Raw genomic sequence first — 20,515 nt, 5'->3', positions numbered from 1 at the left:
ATTTCGCTCTCGACCATGACCAACCGATATAACAACAAGCTCCCTTGCCCTCCCCTGCGCCCGCAGCTGCTGGTGCAGTCCCTGCGACTGGCCCTGCTCGGGTTATCGGCAACCTCCTCCGCCTGGGCGCAGAACGACCCTGCCAGCACGGCCCTGCCACAGGTCACCGTCACCGCTACCGAAGAAGAGAAGGCCACCGGTCCGGTGCACGGCTTCGTCGCCCGGCGCAGCGCCACTGCCACCAAGACCGATACCGCCATCACCGAGACCCCGCAATCGATCTCGGTGGTGACCGCCGACCAGATCGCCACCCAGCAGGCCCGCACCGTGGCTGAGGCCCTGGGTTATACCAGCGGCGTGCAGGTCTCCACGGGAGCGTTCGCCATCGTCGATACCGCCTCGCTGCTGCGCGGCTTTGCGCTCAACAATGGCGGTTCTTTCTATCGCGATGGCATGCTGACCTCGTCCAACGCCAGCTACAGCCGCTATGCGCCCGAGCCCTATGGGCTGGAGCGCATCGAACTGTTGCACGGTCCGGCCTCGGTGATGTTTGGCCAGAATTCGCCGGGCGGACTGATCAACGTGGTCTCCAAGAAGCCGACCACCACCGCGCTGCACGAACTGCAGGTGCAGGTGGGCAGCTTCGACCGCAAGCAGGTGGCTGGCGATTTCGGTGGCGCCCTGGATGCCGCCGGAGTCTGGTCCTATCGCCTGACCGGCCTGGCGCGCGACGCCGGCACCCAGGTCGACGGGACCGTGGACCGCCGCCTGTTCCTGGCGCCGGCCATCACCTGGCGCCCGGACGAGCGTACCGAATGGACCGGCCGCTTCGAATACCAACGCAGCGAGGGCCTGTCCAACAACCTGTTCCCGGCCAGCGGCACGGTCAGCCCCAATCCGAACGGCCAGATTCCCACCAGTACCGCGCTGGGACGCACCGGCGACAACAACGAGCGCTACGAGAACTGGTCGCTCAGTTCGCTGTTCTCGCACCAGTTCAACGAGGTCTGGAGCTTCCGCCAGAACCTGCGCTACACCGACTACACCGGCACCCGCAACAACCTGCGTTTCGCCGCCTTCTTCCCCGCCACGCAGTCGGCGGTGGCGGCGCTGCAGCGCTGGCGCCTGGGGACCGACTCCAATACCTTCACCGCCGACCACCAGTTGCAGGCGGACTTCGGTACCGGCCCGCTCAGGCACAAGGTCTTGATGGGCCTGGACCTGCACCATACCGCCGGTACCGTGCGCGGCTACGTCAGCCCCAATACTGCGGCCGGTTATGTGTTCTCCAACATCTACACCACCAGCTACGGCAACCTGCCGGCGGTGGCCGAAAACTACAACCTGCGCACCCAGGATGACCAGATGGGCCTCTACCTGCAGGACCAGATCAGGATAGGCGAGCGCTGGATCCTCTCGGCCGGGCTGCGCCATGACCGCTCCGACCAGAAGGTGAGCAATGCCATCGCCCGTACCGTCACCGACCGCAGCGACCGCGCCAATACCCGCAACCTCGGCCTGGTGCATGAGATGGCGGGTGGCTTCTCGCCCTACCTGAGCTACACCGAGTCCTTCACGCCCACCACCGGCCTGAGCTATGGCGGCGCCATGCTCAAGCCGGAACGGGCCAAGCAGTACGAGACCGGAGTCAAGTACGTGCCACCGGGGACCAATGCGCTGTTCACCCTGGCGGTGTTCGACCTGCGCCGGCAGAACGTGGCTACCGCCGACCTGGCCCACGCCGGCTACTCGATCCAGACCGGCGAGGCACGATCGCGCGGGGTGGAACTGGAAGGCAAGATGTCGCTCGCCGATGGGTTGAACCTGACCTCCAGCTACAGCTATACCGATGCCAAGGTCACCAGCAATACCTCCAGCAGCACCACCAGTACCGTGGGCAAGGCCTTGCCCGGGGCGGCCCGCCACAATGCGGGGGTACTGGTGGACTATGGCTTCCAGCGTGGCGCCATGGCCGGCGCCCATGTCTCGGCCGGGGTGCGCTACATCGGTCGCTCCTATGGCAATGCCCTCAACACCTTCGAAACCCCGGCCGTCACCTTGCTGGACTTCGGGGCGAGGATGGACCTGGGTCGCATCAACAGCGAGTGGCGCAATATCGAGCTGGCGCTCAAGCTCAACAACGTGACCGACCGGATCTATGCGTACTGCTCCGAACTGTGTGAATACGGCGCCCGCCGTACCGGACTGCTCCAGTTGACCACCCGATGGTAATGCGCCTCACCCTGGCAGGCCGGGCTAGCGCCTGGCTGTGCCGCCACACACCTGACCGCCACACGCTGGTCCTGTTGCATCGCTGGAACGGCCTGGTGCTGGCCCTGTTCCTGCTGGTGGCCAGCCTGACCGGTAGCCTGCTGGCCTTCGAGGACGAGCTCGATCTGTGGCTGGCACCGGAGTTGCACCTGGCGCATCCGGCCCCGGGCCAGCCAGCCTCGGCCATGCTGGACCCGTACGCGTTGCGCGAACGGGTGGCGCTGGCGCTGGGGCCACAGGCCGATGTCAGCCAGTTGATCCTGCATCCGCAAGCCGGCCGTACGGTTCGTTTCCTGGTCGGCCCGGCCATCGACCGCGCCACCGGCCAGCCCTTCCGGCTGGGATATGACGAAGTCCTGGTCAATCCTCATACCGGAGCGATCCAGGGGCTGCGGGACCGCCAGAGGATCAGCCTGGAACCCTCCGCGCTGATGCCGCTGGTGTTCAACCTGCATCACTCGCTGGCCTTGCCGCGCGTGGCCGGGGCCTTGGTGATGGGGGTGGTGGCCACGCTGTGGACGCTGGACTGCCTGGTCGGGATGATCCTGACCTGGCCACGGGGTCGCCCTTTCCTGACGAAATGGAAGCCGGCCTGGCTGGTCAAGTGGCGGGCCGGTTTCTATCGCGTCAATCTCGACCTGCATCGCGCCTTCGGCCTGTGGTGTTGGGTGTTGCTGCTGATGCTGGCCTGGTCCAGCGTGATGTTCAACCTGCGCGACCAGATCTACCTGCCGGTGATGTCGCGCCTGCTGCCCTTCGATTACAGTTGGCGCCCGGCGCCGCCCCTGGCCAATGCGTCACCACTGACGGCGGGGCCACCGATGTCCTGGCCGCAGGCGCATGCCATGGCACGCCGGGCCATGGCCGGTTTCGCCAGCCAACGCGGACTGCAGATCGACTTCGAGGAAAGACTGAGCTATGACCGCCGGCGCGGGGTGTATGCCTACATGGTTCACAGCAATGCCGACCTGCGCAGCGACGTTGGCAATACCGGCCTGCTGATCGATGCCGCCAGCGGCCAGGTGCGCGGCCACTGGCTGCCGACAGGCGACCGCAGCGGCAATACCTTCAGCAACTGGCTCGGCGCGCTGCACATGGGCCATGTGTTCGGACTGCCCTGGCGCATCGCGCTGGCTTTGCTGGGATTGGCGGTGAGCCTGTTGACGGTGACCGGCGTGGTGATCTGGTGGAAGAAGCGCGGCGCGCGTCAGCCGCGCTCCCCGGGGGCGGGAATGAAGCCCAGCGCCAGCCACAGGGTGCGCGCTTCGCGATAGGCGGCCAGATGGCCGGGGTCGGCCTGCAGCCATTGCTGCAGGGCCTGTTGTTCAGGCTCGCCGAGCCCGTCCTGTTCGTGCTCGCGCATCACCCAGGAGACGGCGGTCTGCCATGACAGGGAAGAAGCGGAAGGCTGGGACATGGAGAACGGGTCGATGGGACGAGGCGCAAACACCGGAAAAAAACACGCCACCCAACAGGGCGGTACGAGTGCGCATCATAGCCTATCGCTCCGTCCCATGACAGGTCGCGCCAGCTTGCAGCTGCGCGCGGCAACTGTCCATGGCGTCGCGGATCAGGAAGTTGACCAGGGTGGCCGATATTCCCAGTTCAGCGGCGATCTCGCGCTGGCTCATGCCGCTCAGCCGATACAGCTCGAACGCCCGACGCGTACGCGGCGGCAGGCTGGCCAGAGCGTGGCTGATCAGCGCCAGCGTCTGGCGGCTGATGGCGATGGCTTCCGGCCCCTGCGCCTCTTCGTGTACGGCCTGGCCCTCTTCCTCGACGGCGAAGACATCGCTCTCGAAGGCGCTGCGGCGATGACGATCGATGGCCAGGTTGCGCACGATGCGCAGCAGGTAGGCCGAGGGCTGGCGGATATCGAACCCGGCCGGGACTTCGCTGATCTTGAGGTAGGCATCCTGCACCACGTCCTCGGCGCGATGCGGACAGCCCAGGATGCGCAGCGCCGCATCACGCAGACGCCGCCGCTGGCCGATGAAATGCTCGCGCAGGTCCGATGCAGTCGCGTCGTGGTGAGGTATTGCCTGCCTGTCTTGCATGGTGATGGATCCCCTTTCCTCTGGCTACCAGCGATAGCGGACGCTCAACAGCGCCATCCGTTCTTCGGCCCAGAAGCAGGTCAGGGTCGGCTCGGCCAGGCAGGAGGTGCTCTGGCGGTTGGTCAGGTTGCTGATGTTGAGCGCATAGCGCCAATGCCCCTGGTCCAGCCGCAGCATGGCGTCCAGCAGCAGTACGGCGGCATTGCGCACGCTGTTGTCGGCATTGGCATAGTTGCGACCGACATAGCGGACGCCCCCTCCTATCCCCCAGCCGGACCACACCGGGCCCGGGGTGTAGTCCAGCCACAGGCTGGCTGCATGACGTGGCACCAGCACCGGCGACTTGCCTTGCAAGGCGGGATCGACATGGCGGGTGTTGATGGCCTGGGTATAGGCGTAGGCGGCCGCGAGGTTGAGACCTGGGTGCAGCCTGCCCTTGGCTTCCAGTTCCACCCCGCGCGAGCGGACCTGGCTCTGGGTGAGGTAGGCATTGGCGTGTTGCGGGTCGGCGGTGAGCAGGTTGTCCTTGCTGACCTGGTAGAGGGCGGCGGTATAGAGCAGGTGCTGCCCCTGTGGCTGGAACTTGAGCCCGACTTCCAGTTGCCGTCCGTAGGCTGGTGCAAAGGGCTGGCCTGCGGCGTCCTGGCCGGCCTGCGGCAGGAAGGCGGTGCTGTAGTTCAGATACGGCACCAGAGCGGGGTAATGGGTCCAGGCCAGGCCCAGGCGATGGCTCCAGGCCTGGGCGCGGCTGTCCAGGCGGGACGGCCCGATGTCGTTGCGGGCGCTATCGGTGACGCGATCATGGCGACTGCCCAGGGTCCATACCCAGGCGCCATCGCGGATCTGGTCCTGGACATAGACGCCGGTCTGGCGCATCTCTTCATGCAATTGCGCATAGAGGGTGGAAGCCAGCGCTATGGGCATGCCATAGACCGGCCGCGCCAGGTCCAGCGCGGGCGCGGTTCCCCGGTAACGTTGCTCGTCCTGACGCATCTGCATCAGGTCCAGCCCCAGCAGCACGGCATGGTCGAGCGGCCCCTGTTGCCAGCGGCCTTGCAGGCGGGTATCGATCTGGGTGCTGGTCAGTTGCGTCTGGTAGCGGGCGCTGCTGCGCGAGAGCACGCTGCCGCTCAAGCTGCCCGGGTTGAGGACCGAGTAGTCCGACCGCAGCGCCGCGTGGCGGAAATTCTGCTGCAGGCGCCAGGTCGCATCCAGCCGCTGATCCAGCATCCAGCCCAGCGACCATTGCTCGCCCCGCTGATGATCCGTACCGGGGTCGCCTACCAGCGTATGGGTCAGGCTGCCGTCGGGACGTACCGCCGTCCAGCGGCCGCTGCCACTGCGGTCGCGCAGGTAGTCGGCCAGCAGGATCAGATGGCTGTCGCCGCCCAGCTGCAGTTTCAGCGAGGGTGCTAGATACAGGCGATCGTTGGGCACGGCACTGCCATTGCCGTAGCTGAACTGGGTATTGCTGTCCAGCGCCAGGCCCACCAGACGGCCCTGTACCCGGCCTGCATCGTCCAGGGTAGCGCTCAGGTCGGCCGCCAGCTGGCGCCGCTGGAAGCTGCCGATACCGGCCTGTATCTCGTTGGGCGCATCGTCTCCGGCCACCTTGCTGATACGGTTGATCACCCCGCCCGGATCGGCCTGCCCGAAGCTGGCCGACGCCGCTCCCCGCAAGACTTCGACCCGTTCCAGCCCGTATGCCTCGGTGCGGAACGTGCCAAAGCCGGCCACCGGCTGGCGCAGGCCATTGAGGTAGTTGCTGGTGTTCTGGGCATTGATGAAACCGCGCAGGTTGAAATAGTCGTAGCCGCGCGGATCGACGCCATGCGTTTCGGTATTGGCGCCGGGCATGTAGCGCAACACGTCGAGGATGCTGTCGGCGCCGCGTGCTTCCATTTCGGCACGGGTGACGACCGACAGCGATTGAGCGATCTCCAGCAAGGGGGTGACGGTGCGGGTGGCGCTCTGGCCGGCGGCAACGGCGTAGCCTTCGCTGCCCTCGGAGAACTCGGCCTGTTCGCCACGACCGTCGATGATGACGTCCTTCAGACGTTGCGTCTGCTGGCGTACCGGCATGGGCGCGCCGCCTTCGCCCATGCCGGCGCGCCATTGCAGGCCATAGCTGCCATTGGCGGCACGTACCGCCTGCAGGCCGCTACCGGCCAGCAACTGCGCCAGACCATCCTCCACCGCCAGCGTAGCGGCCAGCGCCACTACCTGCCGGCCCTGCACCATGTCCGGGGCATACGACAGGGTGATGCCAGCCTGGCGGGCGAAGTGGTTCAAGGCCTGTTCCAGCGGTCCGGCGGCGATCTCGTAATGACGTCGGTCCTGCGCCATGACCCCGGCCGGCCACAAGCTCAGGCCGCCGAGGGCCAGCAGCAGCGCCATCAGCGCCATGCGCGTGATGCCGGCGGTGCGGGAGTTCAGGGACAGGAATGGCGTGGAGGGCATGCGCAAGCGGTTCGATTCGTCGGGCTACACTGGGATGCCGAACGAGCTGGCCGAAACCCGTAAGCGGAAGCGAAAAAAATCCGGCCCGTCCCGATCAGCCCGCGCGGCGCACTGCCTGGCCCGCTGCCTGGCTCACTGGCCGGCCGCCGCCAGCCGCACCCAGAACCGCGTGCGTCGCTGCACGACCACCGGCAATGTCCGGGCCAGCGCGTCCAGGGCCGCATCGCTGTCCTGCAACTGGAAGACGCCGGACACCCGCAAGTCGGCCACCGCCGGATCGCACAGCAGCCAGCCATGGCGATAGCGCGCCATCTCGGCAAGCAGGTCGCCCAGACGCATCTGGCGCGCCACCAGGGTCTGTTCCAGCCAGGCCGTGGGGTCCATGGCGGCCGTCACGATGGCCTGGCGCACCAGTTGCCCCTGCGCATCGATCTCGACCATCTCGCCGGGGAAGATGAGCTCGCGCATGCCACTGGCCGTCTGCACCGCCACCTGCCCCTCGATCACCGTGAGCCGTGTGCTCTGCGCCTGCTGGCGCACATCGAAACGCGTCCCCAGTGCCTGCAGCAGCGCTTGTCCAGTCCTGACCCGCAAGGGTCGATACTGCGCGGCCTGGGCATCCTTGCCGGTATCGACGAAGATTTCGCCGTGGCGCAGCACCAGCAGCCGCTGCCCCTCGTCGAAACGGACCTGGATGTGGGAATCAGTGTTGAGCGCCAGATGGGTGCCGTCGCTCAGGCTGAGCCGACGCTGGGCGCCGGTGGCCGTGGTGTAGCCATCGGCCTGCAACAGCTCCGGCAGGTGCAGCAGGCCCGCCTGGCGCGCCGCCAGCGACGCCACGGCCAGTCCCCCCAGACCCAGTGCGACGCCGCCCAGCCAGCGACGGCGTGACTGCCGCTGCTGGCGGCTGCGGGACAGTCGCTTGAGTGGCCCCTGCCATTGACCTGCCGGAACCGGCAGGGCCACCAGGCGCTGGAACTGTTCTTCAGCAGCCATCAGATCACGCCATACCTGCGCATGACAGGGGTCGGCGCGACACCAATGCTCTATCTGCGCCTGCAGATGGGCATCCACACCATGGCGTCCGGCGTCCGCCCGCAAGCGGACCAGCCAGGCGATGGCCTGGTCGAGGACCAGGGGATCGACTGCGGACGTGTTGGAGCTGGCTGGCGGCGAGGCAGGCATGGCGCGGGCACAAATGCAGGCGGCTAGCCCTGGAGCGACCGCCGCATCAGATAGCAATGGCGGATGGCGGCGGCCATGTATTTCTCCACGCTGCTCAGCGACACCCCCATGCGGGCGGCAATCTCGGGATAGCTCATCTGTTCCAGGCGCGACAGCAGGAAGGCCTCGCGTGCCCGGGCGCCCAGGCCTTCCAGCATGGCGTCGATGGCCGCCAGCAGTTCGATGAGCAGCATCCGCGCTTCCGGTGAGACCACCTCCGGCTCGGGCAGACTGGCGATGGCCTGCAGGCAGGCACGCTCGACCTCGTCGCGGCGCACCTTGTCCACCACCAGCCCGTGCGCGATGCGGCTGAGCCAGGCACGCGGTTCCCGCACATCATCCAGCGCACGTGGCTTGCCGAGCACGCGCAGGAAGGTGTCCTGTGCCAGGTCGGCGGCGTCGAAACTGCTGCCCACCCTGCCCCGCAACCATTGCTGCAGCCAGCGATGATGCTCGCGATAAAGCATCTGGAAGCGCTCGGCATCGGCGAGGGGCGGGACGGACATGGCGGTGACAAGAATTGACTTAGATAATAATAATTCTCATTTTAATCTGGTATATGAAGTTTTACAACGCGCGCCAGGCCCGCTACATGCGCTGCCTGCGCCGTGCGCTGCACGTACATCATCGATCTCCCTCTCCATCACGACCGCGCATCACGCGGGTTTTGACAAATCGGCAGCAGTCGGACTGTCACAACATGCCGTTGCGACCGTGCAGAAAAAAATTCTGTGCGGTTTGCTCACCCCACTTCGGAAGAAAGCTCGGCCATTGCTCCGTATGCTCAAGCTGTCGCACCTGTTTTCATCTGCAGTCATCTCTCCCCCTCCCATCGCCACCTACTTTCTGGAGCAGGACATGTCCTTGCAGCACTTCAAGGTACTCACGTTTGATGTCGTCGGCACGCTTATCGATTTCGAGGGAGGCATGCTGGCCTACCTGCGCGAGGCGGTTCCCGACAGCAAGATCTCTGACGAAGATTTTCTGACGGCCTACCGCGCCGCGCGCAGTGATGGCAATACCGGTTGGTATCCGGACGACCTGGAGCGCTGCTGGCATGTCATCGCGCCCGGTCTGGGCCTGCCAGACAGCGCCGAGCTGGCTCGCGGCCTGCGCGATTCGGTCGCGCGCTGGCCTGCCTTCCCCGATTCGGTACAGGCCCTGCAACGCCTGCGCAAGCACTTCAAGCTGGTCACCATGACCAATGCACAGAGCTGGGCGCTCCAACATTTCTCCCGCACCCTGGGGGAGCCCTTCAATCTGCTATTGAGCTGCGACGATGCCTTGTGCGAGAAGCCTGATCCGCAATATTTCGCCTATGCGCGTGGCCGCTTCGAAGGCCAATGGGGCTATCGCACGGCCGACAACCTGCATGTGGCGCAGAGCCAGTACCACGATATCGGCGTTTCCAAGCGTCTGGGCATCACCACCTGCTGGATCGAGCGTCGTCACGACAAATCAGGCCCGGGCGGCACGATAGCCTCCCAGCACACCGTTCCCGATTACCACTTCCATACCTTGGCCGAACTGGCCGATGCCGTCGACGCCGGCCATTAAGCCGCGCCCTCTGGCCCAGCCAGAGGGCAGCAGTTCATCCGGGAACAGGCCAGCCGCTACGCGCGGCCGACCGATGTCCTCACGCTTCAACCACCAGGGAGTTGCACCATGGACGACAACAGCAAGAACAACAACGACCTTCTCCTCAGCGCCAGCGACACTGCCGGCCTGATGGAATGCATGAAACGCGGCGCCAGCCGACGCGAGATCCTCAAGATGCTGCTGGCAGGCGGCATGCAGGCGACATTGGCGGGCGGCCTGGCCAGTAGCGCCGTCACTGCCTATGCCCAGACGCCACGGCGTGGCGGCCGGCTGCGGGTTGGCGGCGATACCGCCTCGGTCAGCGATACGCTGGACCCGGCCAAGCAGTCCAACAAGACCGATTATTCGCGCGGCACCATGCTCTACAACGGCCTGACCGTACTGGATGCCACGCTCACGCCACAACCGGCGCTGGCCGAATCCTTCAGCAGCAAGGATGCCAAGGTATGGGTATTCAAGCTGCGTCGGGGTGTCACCTTCCACGACGGCAAGCCGCTGGCGCCAGCCGACGTCGTGTTCTCGCTGATGCGTCACAAGGACCCGGCCACCGCCTCCAAGGCCAAGACCCTGGCCGACCAGATCGACAGCGTCAAGGAGACCGGCCCCAATGAAGTGACCGTTACCCTGGTGGCGCCCAATGCCGATCTGCCGGTGATCGTGGGGACCTTCCACTTCCATATCGTCAAGGCCGGCACCACGGATTTCAGCGCCGGCATCGGCACCGGCCCTTACAAGCTCAAGGAATTCAGCCCGGGCATCCGTTCGGTGATGGTCCGCAACGACAATTACTGGATTCCCGGCAAGCCCTATCTGGACGAGATTGAGTACGTCGGCATCGGCGATGAAAGTGCGCGCGTCAATGCACTGCTCTCGGGCGGGATGGATCTGGTAGCGAACCTCAATCCGCGCTCCATCGAACGGGTCAAGGGCAGTCCCGGCTTTGCGGTACTGGAAACGCAGTCGGGTGCCTACACCGACCTCATCCTGCGCAAGGATGTGGGTCCCGGCAGCAATCCGGATTTCGTGCTGGCCATGAAGTATCTGATGGACCGCGAACTGATGCGCAAGAACATCGCCCGTGGTCATGCCGTGCTGGGTAACGACCAGCCCATCGACCCCACCAACCGGTTTTTCCTCGCTGGTCTTCCACAACGCCAGATGGACCTGGACAAGGCAAAGTACCATCTGCAGAAATCCGGCGTGAGCGGCAAGGTGCCGATCGCCTGTTCGGTGGCAGCAATGTATTCGGTCGATATCGCCACGGTGATGCAGCAAACCGCGCAGCGCATCGGGCTGGAACTGGAACTCAAGCGCCTGCCGCCGGAGGGTTACTGGTCCAACCAGTGGCTCAACAACCCGGTCGGATTCGGCAACGTCAACCCACGTCCAAGTGCCGATGTGTTGCTGACGCAATTCTTCCAGTCCCAGGCGGCGTGGAACGAATCACGGTTCAAGAGCGAGCAGTTCGACCAGTTGCTGACCGCGGCCCGGGCAGAGATTGATCTAGGCAAGCGCAAGCAGATGTATGGCGACATGCAGACCCTCATCCATGAACAAGCCGGGATTGGCATCCCGATGTTCCTGGCCAGCCTGGACGGCTACAGCAGCAAGCTCAAAGGCCTCTCGCCCATCCCGCTGGGGGGCATGATGGGATATTCCTTTGCGGAGCATGTCTGGCTGGACGCCTGAGCACGACTCGCGGTGGCCCAGGACGCGTCGCCTGCAAGGGGCGCGCCCTGTGAGCTTCAGGCCGCCGCTTCTTCGCGCATCTGGCCTATCACGAAACCCAGCAGCTGCGGCTCCGCCAATGGGCGGCTGTAGAAGTAGCCCTGGATTTCATCGCAACCCAGGCGCTTGAGCCATTCGCGCTGCTGCACCGTTTCCACGCCCTCGGCAATGACCTTGATGTCCAGCGTATGGCCCAGGCCGATGACCGCCTGCACGATGGCAGCGTCTTGCGAATTGGGGCGTAGCTGGCTGACAAAGGAGCGGTCGACCTTGAGCTTGTCGATGGGGAAGCGTTTCAGGTAGGCCAGGCTGGAATAGCCGGTGCCGAAATCGTCGATCGACAGCTTCAGTCCCAGTGCGCGCAATTCGTGCAAGAGTTGCACGGCGGCCTCGGTATGCTCCATGACGGCGCCTTCGGTGATTTCCAGTTCCAGGCAGGCGGGATTGATGCCGGTGCGCGCCAGCAGCGCCTGCATACGCGCCAGGAAATCGGGGTGGCCGAAGTGGCGCGCCGAGATGTTCACGGCGACCACCATGTCGCGTCCGCTCAGGTTGCGCAGCGCGTGGATCTGGGCACAGGCACGTTCCAGCACCCATTCCCCGATGGCGATGACCAGGCCGGATTCCTCGGCCACCGGAATGAAGTCGCCCGGCGGTACCAGCTGGCCATGGCGACGCCAGCGCACCAGCGCCTCGAATCCGACCAGGCTGCCGTCCTGCAGCGATTGCTGGGGCTGCAGGTGCAGTTCCAGCTCGTTGCGTTCCAGGGCGTGTACCAGTTGGGCCTCCAGTTCGACCCGGGCCACCGCTTCGGCGTTGAGCGCTTCCGAATAGGCCACCAGCATGTTGCCACCCTGTGCACGGGCCGATTGCAGCGCGGCGTCGGCATTGCGCAGCAGTTGCACGGCGTCGCCGCCATGACGCGGATACTCGGCCGCTCCCAGGCTCAGGTTGGAATAGACTTCGTGGGCGCGGCAGCTGAAAGGCCGCTGCATGCCGGCCTGCAGGGCCACCAGCGCCCGTGAGAAATCCTCGGAGTCCGCATGGTGTCGATACAGGATCACGAAATTGGCGCCATCCAGGCGGAAGACCTCGCCATGATAGGCCCCGGCAATGCTGCGCAGACGGGATGCGATATCGGTGATCATGGCGTCGGCGAATTCATGGCCGTAGGCGCCGATGACGCGTTCGAAGCGATCGACGCTGCCGAGCACCAGGGTATGGCTGCGGCCACGCAGGTGCAGCACACGGTGTTCCAGCGAGCGGCGGTGCGCCAGACCGGTCAGCGGATCGTGCGCGGCCTGGTGTGCCAGCGCGTATTCGGAGCGGAAGCGGGCGCGGATGTGATACATCATGAACAGCGCCGTGGCCAGTGCCAGCAGATTGAACCAGTGCACCAGACGGGCGATGCGATTCAGGTTCAGGTCCACCATGCCGCCTTCGCGCAGCAGTTCGGTCACGTCATGCATGCCCATGCCATTGAGGGTCCAGTGCACCAGGGGATCGGCGGCATGGCGGATGTTTTCCACGGTGTTCTGCATGACCATGGACAGGCTGGCGCCGCACGCCACGACCAGGGTAAGCAGGAGGTAGATGGGCCAGCGTGAATGACGCGCCAGGCGTTGCCGCAGGCTGATCTCCTGGGCTGCCGGTGCGATTGCGGTCACCAGACTGCGCAGGCTGTCTTTCCAGCGGCGTGGCATGGCTTGGGTCTGCTGCATCAGATTTTCCATCTTCCCCCCCGGGTCATTGCTTGAGTAGAGTTTCCACCGTCTGCAGCATCTCGTCGCCATCGAAGGGCTTGCCGAGGAAGGCCGAGCGGCCGGCCGCCACCACGCGCGCCGCTACCGCCACGGTGGGATACGACGTGATCACCACCACCGGCATGGCAAGTTGGCGGCCGCGCAGCCATTCCAGCAATTCCACGCCGCTCATGCCGGGCATCTGGACATCGGTGACGATGCAATCCATGGCTTCATAGGCCTGTTCGGCGACAAAGTCGTCGGCGCTGGCGTGACATTGCACCGTCCATCCCATTGAGCGCATCAGCGCCGAGAGGGCCTCGCGCATGGAGGCGTCATCATCGATTACGGCAATCTTGCTTGGCTGGTTCACTGCATTCCCTTGGCGATGCCGGCTCAAAGCGCCGGCCTGTCTTCTGCATCCGCATGGATGAGACGAATTCTTGATTGCAGGTTATCAAGCCCGGGCCGGGGCGGGAATCATACATTGGTATGAGCGGGGGTAAGACGGGCACCGACACGCCATTCGGCCTGGCCGGCCGGCGCCCTGGCGTGGCATTGCGCCAGGCCTCAGGCGCGCGGCTTGAGCCCTTGCTGCTCCAGGGCCTGACCCATGCGCACCAGGTCGGCGAAGGAACGTGCCTGCATCTTCTTCATGGCGTGGCCGCGATGGATCTTCACCGTCACCTCGCTGGTGCCAAGCTCTCCGGCGATCTGCTTGTTCAGGAGCCCGCTGACGGCCAGCCACATGACTTCGGCCTCGCGTGGCGTCAGGCTGGCATAGCGTGCCTGCAGGCCGGTACGCGCCAGGCGCTGCTCCAGCTGCAGCCGGTCCTTCTCGTGGGCGGTGGCCACGGCGTCCAGCAAGTCCTGCTCGCGGAAAGGTTTGGTCAGGAAATCGATGGCACCGGCCTTCATGGCCCGCACGCTCATGGGGATGTCGCCATGGCCAGTCATCAGGATCACCGGCATGTCCACGCCGCTGCGCACCAGTTCGGCCTGCACATCCAGCCCGCTCACGCCCTGCAGCCTGACATCCAGCAGCAGGCAGGATGGACTGCTCTGGATCGGGCGCTGCTGGAATTCGATGGCACTGGCATAACCGAACACCTGCAGGCCCACCGAGCGCAGCAGGCTGTCCAGTGCCTCGCGCAGGGCCGGGTCGTCGTCGACGATATATACCACCGGCACCGCAGGTGCGGCCTCGGCGGCGGCCATGCGTGCCACCGGGCTCATTGTTCATCCCCCTGGATCGAGGGTAACTGGACAGTCATCAAGGCTCCTTGTGGCTTGCGATGGGCGGCGACGATGCTGCCGCCTAACGATTCGAGGATGGAGCGGCAGATCGCCAGCCCCATACCCATGCCCTCTTTCTTGGTGGTAAAGAAGGCGGCGAACAACTTCTTGAGCTGCTCTTCGCTGAATCCGGGACCGTTGTCGGCCACTTCGATAAAGAGCATGCCTTCCGGCGTGAGGCCGCAACGCACTTCGATCACCGGCGCAATGGTCCGCGCCTCGTGCATGGCCTGGGCTGCGTTCATGACCAGATTGATCAGCACCTGCTGCAATTGCACCTTGTCGGCCAGCACGGCCGGCAATCCCGTCGGCAGGTCCAGCCTCAACTTCACATGCAGGCGCTGCAATTCGCGGCCCAGCATGTCGCAGCTTTCCGCGCTGATCTGGCTCACATCCAGCGGCACGAAGGTCGGCGCCGAGGGCCGCGCCATGCTGCGGATGCGCTGGATCACTTCGCTGGCCCGCTTGGCGTTCTGCTGCATGGCATCGACCGCGCGTCGCACTTCCTCAAGTACCGGTTCCTCGCGGTTGAGCCAGCGCAGGCCGGCCTGGCCGTGGGTGACGATGGCCGCCAGCGGCTGATTGACTTCGTGGGCGATGGTGGCGGTGAGTTCACCCAGTGTGCTCACCCGACTGGCGTGGGCCAGCTGGCTGCGGGCCTGGTTCAGGGCTTCTTCCCGTTGCAGCAGGGCAATGGTCGCATCCTGCCCCTTGACGGCCAGAAATCCGGTAATGGCGATGGCGGCCAGACTGACCAGGCAACGGGTCAGGGCCGCCTCGTCCTTGAAGAAACCATGGGAGATCAGATAAGCGAGCAGTGTCAGACCCATGCAGAACAGCATCACGGCGATCACGCCGCGCCGTGGCCAGATCCAGACCGACATCAGCACCACGCCGACGTAGAGCACGGCAATGGCCACGTCCAGCTCGGTAAGTGCATCCACGGCAAAGATCGCTACCGTCAGTGCCGCGGCCGCGGCCGGTACTGCCGGCGAACGATTGAATCGGTACATACTGCTCCCCCCTGCAGGCTTGCCTGTTTTTATGTGGACCGGTTGTGGTCCCTGAATGATGGTCAGGACCGCGGATGGCGATCCTTCCTTCCGGACGCGAGTATATAACCTGCAAGGCGGACAAAGCACATGTATTACACCAAAGTATAGGGTGCCCATCGGATGAAAACCGGCCGCTGGCGCAGGCCTGGAGCGGGGCGGCTCTCATGGCATGGGGAAGCGTGGGTGAAACCGGCAAGCGTCCATACCTTCGTATGATTGGCGTCCTGACAGCCCGGTCCTAGGATGCGTCCATCCGATTGCTTTGCTACGGGAAAACCCATGAAGCTCTACGAAACCCTCGCCGACACCATCCGGCGCCAGATCCAGGAAGGCGTGATGCTGCCGGGCGAGAAGATTCCTTCCGTCCGTCGCGCCAGCCAGCAATACCACCTGAGCATTTCCACGGTGATCCGGGCTTTCCTGCTGCTGGAGAGTCAGGGACTGATCGAGAGCCGGCCGCAGTCGGGCTATTTCGTACGCCTGCGCCAGGCAGCGGCCTGCCCGCCCGGCCCCGTGCCGATACCGGCGCGCCCCGCTTGCCTGCCAGTGCCACCTGCGGATGCCACGCCGGCAGCACTGGTGCTGCACAACCTGCGCTCCATCAACTGCAATGCCCGCATCCCGCTGGGTTCGCCCTACCCCGACCCGGCGTTGTTCCCGTCGGCGCGCATCACGCAGCTGGCACAGGGCTTCTACAAGCGCCGTCAACAGCGCGAACTGATCGGCACCTTGCCACCCGGCAACCTCGACCTGATCCGCCAGATCGCGCGTCGCCATCTGGAGACCGGGCTGCCGGTCCAGGCCGGCGAAATCATCATCACCCAGGGCGCCACCGAAGCCCTGCAGCTCTGCCTGCTGGCTATCGCCCGGCCGGGTGCGGCCATCGCCGTGGAGTCCCCGACCTACTACGCCCTGCTGCATGCCATCGAACGTGCGGGCATGCGCGCCCTGCCCATCCCGACCGATCCCGGCCAGGGCATCGACCTGCCTTCGCTGGATCGTGCCCTGGCCAATGGCGAGCTGGCCGGCGCGGTGGTGATGAGCAACTTCCAGAATCCTCTGGGCTACCTAATGCCCGATTCGCGCAAGCAGGCGCTGGTGCGACTGATGGCGTCCTACCAGTTGCCGCTGGTGGAAAACGACGTCTATGGCGAACTGCACTACAGCGACCAGCGCCCACGCCCGGCCAAGAGCTACGACGAGCAGGGTCTGGTGTTGTATTGCAGCTCCTTCTCCAAGAGCCTCACCCCGGAGCATCACATCGGCTGGACCATGCCGGGTCGCTATCGACAGGCGGTGGAACAGCTCAAGTTCCTCAACACCGTGAGCATGCCCACCCATCCCCAGCGGGCGGTGGCGGAATACCTGCAGAACGAGGGCTATGATTTCCATCTGCGGCGGCTGCGCAAATTGCTGATGCAGCGCGAACGCATCATGCGTTCGGCGGTGTTGCGGTTCTTCCCCGCCGGCACCCACTGCTCGCAGCCCCAGGGGGGCTATCTGCTGTGGGTCAGCCTGCCGCGCTCGGTGCGGGCCATTGAACTGCACGCGCGCGCCCAGGAGGCCGGCATCAGCGTGGCGCCGGGTGACATGTTCAGCAGCGATCCGGCCTTCCATCACTGCATCCGCCTGAACTACAGCTTCCCGTGGGAACGCGACGTCGAAGCGGCCGTGCGCACCCTGGGTGAACTCTGTCACGACATGGTCGCCAGCGCGGGCCGTGCCGAGCAGGAGATGCAAGCGGGACTGAGCCCGAGGGCGTTTCAGCCGCCCGCCACCGGACTGATCAGCACCAGATGAATGCTGCGCGGCGCGCCGGTACCCGGTTCTCCGCCCTCCGAATGGCCCGGTGCGGCCAGCGCCACGCCCATCCGCAACTCCTCCAGCGGCATGGGCTTGCCGAACAGATAGCCCTGAAAACCGGCACACCCCAGACGACGCAAGGCCGCCCACTGCTCGCTGGTCTCCACCCCTTCCGCGACCACCTCCAGCCCCAGGCCTTGCGCCAGGTTGACGATGGTCTGCACGATGGACCAGGCATGTGGCGTCTGCAGCATGTCCTGCACGAAGGATCGATCGATCTTCAACTGGTCCAGCGGCAGTTTCTTGAGATAGCTCAGCGACGAGTAGCCCGTACCGAAATCATCCAGCGAGAAGCCAAGACCGGTCTCCTTGAGCATGGCCATGCGCGTGATGAGCGTATCGACGTCGGTGAGCAGCATGCTTTCGGTCAACTCCAGCTTGAGCCGGCGCGGATTGGCACCGGTGCGCTCCAGGATATCCAGCACACATTGCGCGAAGTCAGGCTGGCGGAACTGGCGCGCGCTGACATTGACGGCGATGGTCAGGTGGGCCGTCTGCGCATCGCCAGCCCAGGCGGCCAGCTGCTCGCAGGCAGTGGTCAGCGCCCATTGTCCGAACTCCACGATCAGGCCGGCCTTTTCCGCCTGGCCGATGAAGGCCGCCGGATACACCATCCCGCGTTGCGGATGCTGCCAGCGCATCAGCGCCTCTACACCGGCGAGGCTGCCGTCGGCACGCACGATGGGCTGGTAATGCAGGCGCAGTTCGCGCCGTACCAGGGCGTGACGCAGATCGTTTTCCAGCATCGCCATCTGGTCCAGCACTTCCTGCATGGAGGGACAGAAGAAGCGATAGGTATTGCGCCCGGCGGCCTTGGCCTCGTACATCGCCATGTCGGCCTGGCGCAGCAGGTCATTGACGGTATGCCGGCCGGCCCCGAACAGCACCACCCCCAGGCTGGGCGTACTGCGCACCTCACTGCCCTGCAGTTCGTAACCGGCATTGAGCGCGGTGAGGATCTTGCGGCAGACGCATTCGGCATTGTTCTCCGCTTCCTCGATCTGACTGCCCAGATTTTCCAGCAGGATGACGAATTCATCCCCACCCAGCCGGGCCACGGTATCGATTTCGCGCGTGACCTGCTGCAGGCGCATGGCCACCAGTTCCAGCAGGCGATCGCCGGTATCGTGGCCCATGGTGTCGTTGAGCCCCTTGAAGTTGTCCAGGTCGACGAAGATCACCGCGCCATACTGCCCGGCGCGGGCATAGCGCGCCACCGCCTGTGACAGGCGATCCAGCAGCAGGCGCCGGTTGGGCAGATCGGTCAGGCCATCGTAATAGGCCAGGCGCGCAATCTCCTCCTCGGCTGCCTTGCGTGCGCTGATGTCCATGCGCGTGCCCACCATGCGCAGCGGACGGCCGTGCGTATCGCGCTCGACCAGCTTGCCGCGACACTGTATCCAGACCCAGTGCCCTTCCTTGTGGCGCATCTGGTATTCGGCCTCGAAGCAATGGCGACTATCGGCCAGATGCAGGCGCAACGCGTGATCCAGGGCCGCCATGTGCTCCGGGTTGACCAGTGTGCGCCATTCGCCCGGGGCGTCGAACTGGCGCTCGGGCGGATAGCCGAGCATGGCATTGGCACGCCCGTCGACGCTGCGCGTATCTGCCTGGATATGCCAGTCCCACAGCCCCAGATTGGCCCCGGACAAGGCCAGTTCCATGCGTTCGTTCATCTCCGCATGCTGCAGCTCGCGCTGGTGGGTGAGCACCTGCACCGCACGCCGCCGTCCCTGCAGCAACGCCAGCACCAGCGCCGCCGCCAGGGCGAACAGCAGCCACATGAGCAGGAATGAATGTGCCGGCTCATGCCAGCCGGCATTGATATGATCGACGCTACGCGAGAGGCTGATGACCAGGGTCTTGTCCAGCCCCAGCTCGCGGCTGGTGATGGTCCGCTGCACCATCATGCGCGCCTGGCCCTGGGCGTCCTTGCCGGTCTGCACGCTGGTGATCTCGCCACTGCGCAGATGCTGGCGCAGGAAATCGTCCGGTCCCGCGCGGCCCTGCCCGGCCTGACGCATCTGCGCCGCATTGGCCGGCACGAACAGCAGGCGCCGCCCGTCTTCGCCGGTGATGGCAATGCTCATGTCGTCGGCGTAGAGCGCCGATCGCATCACGGCGTCGAAGTATTCGGGATTGAGGATGGCGCTGACCGCGCCCTCGACGCGGCCATCGGTCGTGGTGATGGGCAGCGACAGCTTGATGTTGAACACACCCGGCGTATTTTCGAAGGGCTGCGAGACATACATCACCTGCCCCGACGACATGCGCGGGATCTGCGAGAGGAAATCGCGGTCGTCCAGACGGCGATCGGCGATGTCGTCGGCCGAGCGCACGATATGGCCGCTGCCATTGAGCACCACGATGGCGCGCACACCCGGCATGGCGCGCTTGAGCGATTGCAGCAGCAGGCTCTGGCAATCCGCATGACAGCTGGCACCGTCGGCCTGGGCATTGCGGGCACTCTCCAGCGCATTGCGCACGCCCTGGAACTGATGGGCAAGATTTTCTTCGATGATGCGGGCCTGGGTCTGCATGCGGGTGGTCTCGTCGGCATGGATCAGACGCCGCTCGGACCACACGAAGTTGGCGATCAGCAAGGCCGAAAAACCCAGTGCGGCCGCATAGGCACACCATTCGATCATGGTGCGACTGTAGCCATCGCCTCCCTGCCTGTTGGTTCTCATGATGCGCTTCCTTCCTCACGCCATTGCGGGCGCCATTGGGTCGATTGGAACGCAGTCTAGGGTCGGCACCACGGGCGCGGTACATACACAGCCCGTCAGCCAGGGGGAACACAGTTCGCAGTCGCGGAAAAACCACCATAACAGCCGCAAAAGCAGTACAGATGCGGCCCTGCGCGCTACAGCACAGCACGCCATGGTGTGGCGCGCAGGCCGCAGGCTTTCTATCCTGCGTCCATCCCGGCTGTTCCAGGCCCGCGCCAGATGAAGGGAAACCGACCACGGAGGAAGAATGGATATCGAAGTGATGGGGCAATACGAGATCGTGCTGGAGGCGTTTGCCAACCTGGCCAATACCGGGTGGATGCCTTTCGTCACCATCTACCGCGGCCGTTCCAGTTCGCGCCGCAGTATCTGCGTAGTCCAGCGGCAGCGGGTGGAGACCAATCTGCCGGCCCACAGCCGCGAACAGGCCATTGAAGCAGCACGGGCGTTCGCGGCGCAGCGCATTGGCAACGGTCGGCTCTAGGGCC

Annotated in this window: 16 protein-coding genes; 6 read left to right on the top strand and 10 right to left on the bottom strand. The window is 65.1% G+C overall.

Features of this window, described 5'->3' with window-relative positions:
• Window positions 1-15: 15 nt before the first annotated feature.
• Together VE092_RS12505 and VE092_RS12500 are read left to right on the top strand one after the other, a co-directional pair.
• Window positions 16-2,232, top strand: coding sequence for a TonB-dependent siderophore receptor (locus VE092_RS12505; RefSeq protein WP_324877199.1), 2,217 nt, complete (start codon window positions 16-18; stop codon window positions 2,230-2,232).
• A complete protein-coding gene (locus VE092_RS12500; protein WP_324877197.1) occupies window positions 2,232-3,545 on the top strand; it encodes a PepSY-associated TM helix domain-containing protein in 1,314 nt (437 codons plus the stop codon). The genes VE092_RS12505 and VE092_RS12500 overlap by 1 nt, the downstream gene beginning before the upstream one ends.
• Here the strand turns inward: VE092_RS12500 and VE092_RS12495 are convergent.
• The 5 genes from VE092_RS12495 to VE092_RS12475 form a co-directional block, all read right to left on the bottom strand.
• Complete coding sequence (locus VE092_RS12495) at window positions 3,479-3,688, bottom strand: DUF4880 domain-containing protein (protein WP_324877195.1); 210 nt, start codon at window positions 3,686-3,688, stop codon at window positions 3,479-3,481. The genes VE092_RS12500 and VE092_RS12495 overlap by 67 nt on opposite strands.
• Window positions 3,689-3,770: 82 nt before the next feature.
• A complete protein-coding gene (locus VE092_RS12490; protein ID WP_324877193.1) occupies window positions 3,771-4,328 on the bottom strand; it encodes an RNA polymerase factor sigma-70 in 558 nt (185 codons plus the stop codon).
• A gap of 24 nt (window positions 4,329-4,352) precedes the next feature.
• A complete protein-coding gene (locus tag VE092_RS12485) occupies window positions 4,353-6,788 on the bottom strand; it encodes a TonB-dependent siderophore receptor (RefSeq protein ID WP_324877191.1) in 2,436 nt (811 codons plus the stop codon).
• Between the two features lie 132 nt (window positions 6,789-6,920).
• Window positions 6,921-7,973, bottom strand: a complete 1,053-nt coding sequence (locus VE092_RS12480) for a FecR family protein (RefSeq protein WP_324877189.1) — start codon at window positions 7,971-7,973, stop codon at window positions 6,921-6,923.
• 23 nt (window positions 7,974-7,996) lie between these two features.
• Entirely contained in the window at window positions 7,997-8,518 is a 522-nt protein-coding gene (locus VE092_RS12475) for a sigma-70 family RNA polymerase sigma factor (protein ID WP_324877187.1), read from the bottom strand.
• A 352-nt stretch (window positions 8,519-8,870) separates the two neighbouring features.
• On the opposite strand from VE092_RS12475, the gene VE092_RS12470 reads away from it, so the two are divergent.
• Together VE092_RS12470 and VE092_RS12465 are read left to right on the top strand one after the other, a co-directional pair.
• The gene (locus VE092_RS12470; RefSeq protein ID WP_324877273.1) at window positions 8,871-9,569 is read left to right on the top strand and encodes an HAD-IA family hydrolase; all 699 of its coding nucleotides are present in this window, start codon (window positions 8,871-8,873) and stop codon (window positions 9,567-9,569) included.
• A 171-nt stretch (window positions 9,570-9,740) separates the two neighbouring features.
• A complete protein-coding gene (locus tag VE092_RS12465) occupies window positions 9,741-11,300 on the top strand; it encodes an ABC transporter substrate-binding protein (RefSeq protein WP_414653484.1) in 1,560 nt (519 codons plus the stop codon).
• A gap of 56 nt (window positions 11,301-11,356) precedes the next feature.
• Here VE092_RS12465 and VE092_RS12460 read toward each other — a convergent pair whose 3' ends face one another.
• From VE092_RS12460 to VE092_RS12445, 4 genes are all read right to left on the bottom strand, one after another.
• A complete protein-coding gene (locus tag VE092_RS12460) occupies window positions 11,357-13,060 on the bottom strand; it encodes a putative bifunctional diguanylate cyclase/phosphodiesterase (protein ID WP_324877183.1) in 1,704 nt (567 codons plus the stop codon).
• 25 nt (window positions 13,061-13,085) lie between these two features.
• A complete protein-coding gene (locus VE092_RS12455; RefSeq protein WP_006462217.1) occupies window positions 13,086-13,454 on the bottom strand; it encodes a response regulator transcription factor in 369 nt (122 codons plus the stop codon).
• A gap of 197 nt (window positions 13,455-13,651) precedes the next feature.
• Window positions 13,652-14,317, bottom strand: coding sequence for a response regulator transcription factor (locus tag VE092_RS12450; RefSeq protein ID WP_102662483.1), 666 nt, complete (start codon window positions 14,315-14,317; stop codon window positions 13,652-13,654).
• Entirely contained in the window at window positions 14,314-15,390 is a 1,077-nt protein-coding gene (locus VE092_RS12445; protein ID WP_324877179.1) for a sensor histidine kinase, read from the bottom strand. The genes VE092_RS12450 and VE092_RS12445 overlap by 4 nt, the downstream gene beginning before the upstream one ends.
• 321 nt (window positions 15,391-15,711) lie before the next feature.
• On the opposite strand from VE092_RS12445, the gene VE092_RS12440 reads away from it, so the two are divergent.
• Complete coding sequence (locus VE092_RS12440) at window positions 15,712-17,232, top strand: PLP-dependent aminotransferase family protein (protein ID WP_324877177.1); 1,521 nt, start codon at window positions 15,712-15,714, stop codon at window positions 17,230-17,232.
• Here the strand turns inward: VE092_RS12440 and VE092_RS12435 are convergent.
• Entirely contained in the window at window positions 17,196-19,985 is a 2,790-nt protein-coding gene (locus VE092_RS12435) for a bifunctional diguanylate cyclase/phosphodiesterase (RefSeq protein ID WP_324877175.1), read from the bottom strand. The genes VE092_RS12440 and VE092_RS12435 overlap by 37 nt on opposite strands.
• A 289-nt stretch (window positions 19,986-20,274) precedes the next feature.
• Between VE092_RS12435 and VE092_RS12430 the strand changes: the two genes are divergently transcribed.
• The gene (locus tag VE092_RS12430) at window positions 20,275-20,511 is read left to right on the top strand and encodes a hypothetical protein (protein ID WP_182991970.1); all 237 of its coding nucleotides are present in this window, start codon (window positions 20,275-20,277) and stop codon (window positions 20,509-20,511) included.
• Window positions 20,512-20,515: the final 4 nt, after the last annotated feature.

The sequence above is a fragment of the Herbaspirillum sp. genome (assembly GCF_035644555.1).
In the GTDB taxonomy this organism is placed as follows: domain Bacteria; phylum Pseudomonadota; class Gammaproteobacteria; order Burkholderiales; family Burkholderiaceae_D; genus Herbaspirillum.
The sequence above is the reverse complement of the archived record's forward strand: the minus strand, read 5'-3'. Positions and strand labels throughout refer to the sequence as shown.